The 3571-nt window shown below is 49.4% G+C and carries 6 protein-coding genes; 4 read left to right on the top strand and 2 right to left on the bottom strand.

The genetic code is table 11. The features are described from left to right. On the top strand, window positions 1–553 hold a 553-nt coding region (locus HKN79_12425), incomplete at its 5' end, for a hypothetical protein (GenBank protein ID NNC84373.1). A gap of 60 nt (window positions 554–613) precedes the next feature. On the opposite strand, the gene HKN79_12420 is transcribed toward HKN79_12425, so the two are convergent. Further along, the gene (locus HKN79_12420) at window positions 614–1258 is read right to left on the bottom strand and encodes a DUF4412 domain-containing protein (GenBank protein ID NNC84372.1); all 645 of its coding nucleotides are present in this window, start codon (window positions 1256–1258) and stop codon (window positions 614–616) included. Between the two features lie 47 nt (window positions 1259–1305). Between HKN79_12420 and HKN79_12415 the strand changes: the two genes are divergently transcribed. The 3 genes from HKN79_12415 to HKN79_12405 are packed head-to-tail and all read left to right on the top strand — an operon-like array spanning window position 1306 to window position 3217. Then, the gene (locus HKN79_12415; GenBank protein NNC84371.1) at window positions 1306–1656 is read left to right on the top strand and encodes a YraN family protein; all 351 of its coding nucleotides are present in this window, start codon (window positions 1306–1308) and stop codon (window positions 1654–1656) included. A 14-nt stretch (window positions 1657–1670) separates the two neighbouring features. Beyond that, window positions 1671–2336 (top strand): hypothetical protein, encoded by a 666-nt coding sequence (locus HKN79_12410; GenBank protein ID NNC84370.1) that lies wholly within the window; start codon window positions 1671–1673, stop codon window positions 2334–2336. Window positions 2337–2392: 56 nt separating this feature from the next. Beyond that, window positions 2393–3217 carry a universal stress protein gene (locus HKN79_12405; protein NNC84369.1) on the top strand — a complete coding sequence of 275 codons (825 nt, stop codon included), beginning with the start codon at window positions 2393–2395 and terminating at the stop codon, window positions 3215–3217. Window positions 3218–3223: 6 nt separating this feature from the next. On the opposite strand, the gene HKN79_12400 is transcribed toward HKN79_12405, so the two are convergent. Next, window positions 3224–3571, bottom strand: a 348-nt coding sequence (locus HKN79_12400) for a SpoIIE family protein phosphatase (protein ID NNC84368.1), incomplete at its 5' end; no start/stop codon positions are given.

The raw sequence follows: 3571 nt of genomic DNA, 5'->3' as shown, positions 1-3571 counted from the left end.
GTCCATACATGCTCCAGTGCTCAGCACGGTGCCCTTGGTCCCTGTGGAGGATGTGGATGCTTGTGCCTCGATCCTACAGGGTGGTATATGGAAGGGGTTGGAATGTGCCCCGCATCCGCTGAATCGGGCCGGAAGCGCCAAGGGGAGGCTGATCGGTGGCAACCTCACCATACTGCAGACTTTGATCGGCACTTCCGATTTTCCCGTCCAGTCCGGTGATATCCTAATTATCGAAGAGGTGGATGAAATGCTCTATCACCTCGACCGTATGTTACTTCACTTGGACCGTGCTGGTGTACTTTCTTCGATCGCTGGACTGTGTGTGGGTGACATGACAGATATGCGTGACAATACCAAGGCCTATGGCTTCTCTTCAGACAATCCCTATGGTCTCAGCGCAGAAGAGATCATTGCAGAGCGATTGAAGGCCTCTGCTATCCCTGTGGGATTTGGCCTTCCCTGCGGCCATGGTGTCCGAAATCATCCATTATTGCTTGGTGCTCCTGTGGAAATGACCGTAGGAGCAAACGGGACTGAATTACGGCATGTTTGAATTAAAAAACCCCAGCTTCCGCTGGGGTTCTCACTCCTTTCTCCTATCGAGTCAGACCGCTTAATCGCTGGTCTCTCTTTCGAATTTCGTGTAGCCTTCAGGAATTTTGAAAAGCTCGGCAGACAGTGCTCCTTTCTCGACCTTGTCGACCTGGAGTCTTGTCAGTTCCATACCGTCACTTTTGACTTCTGTCCCCTTCATTGGGAAGGTTCCTGTGGCATTGGGTAGATTCATGTAATAGAGGGCCATCTTGTCCTTTCTGTTGAGGGTCTTCAACATAGGAACAAAGAAGTCGAAATCATCCTTCGCCACCCAGTAAGAGACCTTACGGCCATCCGAATCCGAGCTTACAGACCATTCCTCACATTCATAGCCATTTATCATCTGGGTCTTCCCAGTGGCTTTGACGTTAGTCTCACTTTCGTTCGACTTCCTTCTGTTAGGTACATCTATGTACATTTTCCGTTCGGGGCTTAGTGCCACTACGGTGTTATTTTCGGTATTCACCAACATTATTCCCTGAATGTCTCCCAATTCGTCAAGCTCCTCCACTCGTATCATGTGGTCTTTGACCATATAGACGTATTTGGCAGTCACGGGACCGATGTTCTTGGTGAAACCGATCGATCCTTCGAATCTCTGGGCAGTCACATTCATGCTGCAAAGAAGTCCGATGATCAAGCTAAGAGTTGTTATTGCTTTCATAATTTTACGGTTTCAATTAATCCATCTAATCCTAGTTGTCCGATCATTTGCATATCGGTATACAAGGCGAGCTACTTGCTTCTACGTTCTTAGAGAGGGAGGGTTACACAATCTTGGAAAAAAACTGGCGGTACCAGCGTGCTGAGGTGGATATCATCTGCCGAAAAGAGGGGGTGCTGGTATTTGTCGAGGTCAAGAGCCGCACTTCTGATTATCTGGGTGACCCGATAGAAGCGGTCGGTCGGAACAAACAAAAGCACATCATACGTGCTGCAGATGCCTATGTGAAGCAAGATGTGGAGTTCGATGAGATCCGGTTCGATATTGTAGGTGTGATCATCAATCGTAAAGGCCAACGTGTGGAGCACATACAAGATGCATTCTATCCCACCCTCTGATACCGTAGGAATACATGCGCCTGAACCGATATATCGCTCAAAGCACCTCATTTACCCGTAGAGAGGCCGATACGCTGATACGCGAGGGCCGGGTCCTGGTCAATGGTACTATGGTAAAAGACCTAGGCACCCAGGTCGATCCTGAAACGGACCGTGTACTGTTGGATGGAGAACCTGTGGAGGGCGGGGCCCTGTTCTACATCCTTTTCAACCGACCTGTCGGCTTCCTTCCTGATACTACCCTCTTAGCTCATCACCTGCCTCATGATCGGGCCAATTGGGAGGATCTTCCATTGTCCCTGAGTGAGGAGGATTGTGGCTTAGAACTCATGAGCAATGACTCCGATCTGATACAGGGACTTTTACGATCGACCAAAGCCTCTTCCTTTCTCTATCATATCTTCTTTGATGAACCGGTCACGGCAGATTCTGTCTCCCTGATTGCTGCACAAAAGGGGGTCCAGACCGCAGTTTTGATCGAGGGGTCGAATGGACGACAATTGGGCCTGAGTTGTGGGATGCAGCAAGGCGGGGAGGTACGAGAGCTATTGAGCGATCTACACTGCAACATCCTGAAGCTCGACCGGGTCATGATATATGGGCTGACCAAGAAGAACCTTCCGAGGGGTAAAAGCAGGGAATTGAGCAGAAAAGAGTTGTCTTTTCTGAAGATGGCATAGTGCTTTACTCCACGTCACGGTGTTCTATCTTTGTCGCCCTTTAGAACGAGAGCCTCATGGAAAGAAAAATACTTGTTCCCATCGATTATACCAAGGTTTCAGAGAATGCCGTGGACCACGCTCAGAACCTTGCCCTTCACATAGGTGCAGAGGTCTATCTGCTACACCTCGTCTCTCGCGCTGAACATCTGAGTGATGCCAAGACGCGAATGCAGGCCTTCAAAGAGCATATGTCCTCACGGTATGAGGGGGTCAAATTCCTTAGCACTGTCAGAGTAGGAAGCATCTTTGATGATATAAGTGATGTCGCGGCTGAGCTAGAGGTCGTGCTGATAGTCATGGGGACCCATGGCATGCGGGGATTTCAATTCCTGGTCGGAAGCAATGCGCTGCGCATCGTGTCTTCTTCACGCACGCCTTTCATCATCGTCCAGGAAAAGGGGATCAAGGAGAATGGCTATGACGATATCGTAGTGCCCTTGGACCTGCACAAAGAGACCAAGCAGAAACTCAGCCTGGTGGTCAACATGGCCAAGTACTTCAATGCCCGTGTCCATTTGATATCACCGCATGAGACCGATGAATTCCTGCAGAATACGCTGAAACGGAATCTGGCCTTTGCCTCACAGAAGATGAAGGAAGCGGGAATCGAACACAAGGTGGTGGTGGCTGATAAGGACAAGGATTTCGATGATGCTATCATCAGTTATAGTGTGGTGCATGATATCGACCTCATCAGCATCATGAATCTCAAAGAGAATAGTCTGGCAGGACTACTGGGTGGTGGTTATACACAGAAAGTGGTGACCAATGAGGCACAAATAGCCGTCATGCTCATCAACCCCGCTCAAACGGGTCATATCGACATTTTCGGAGTGTGATCGGGCTCAGGCCCGCACACCTATGATCAAGATATCATCTACCTGCGGGTGATTGCCCTGCCAGGTCATCATGTTCAAGCGCAGCATGCTCAGCTGCTCGCTCATGGTATTCTGTTGGAACTCGTTCAATTGCTTGGTAAAGCGAGACATCTTATACTTCTTGCCATTGGGCTCGGTGCCCCCGAACTGATCGGGATATCCATCAGAGAATATGTAGAATGTATCTCCTTTCTCAAGTTGTATAGTATGGCTACTGAAGGGGTGATCCTTGGTCTCTACACCCCCGACTGCGACACGGTCTCCTCTGATCTTCTGTAATTCACCTTGAGAGTAATAGTAGATGGGTCTCATGGC

The sequence above is a fragment of the Flavobacteriales bacterium genome, from assembly GCA_013001705.1.
Lineage (GTDB): Bacteria > Bacteroidota > Bacteroidia > Flavobacteriales_D > JABDKJ01 > JABDLZ01.
The sequence above is the reverse complement of the archived record's forward strand: the minus strand, read 5'-3'. Positions and strand labels throughout refer to the sequence as shown.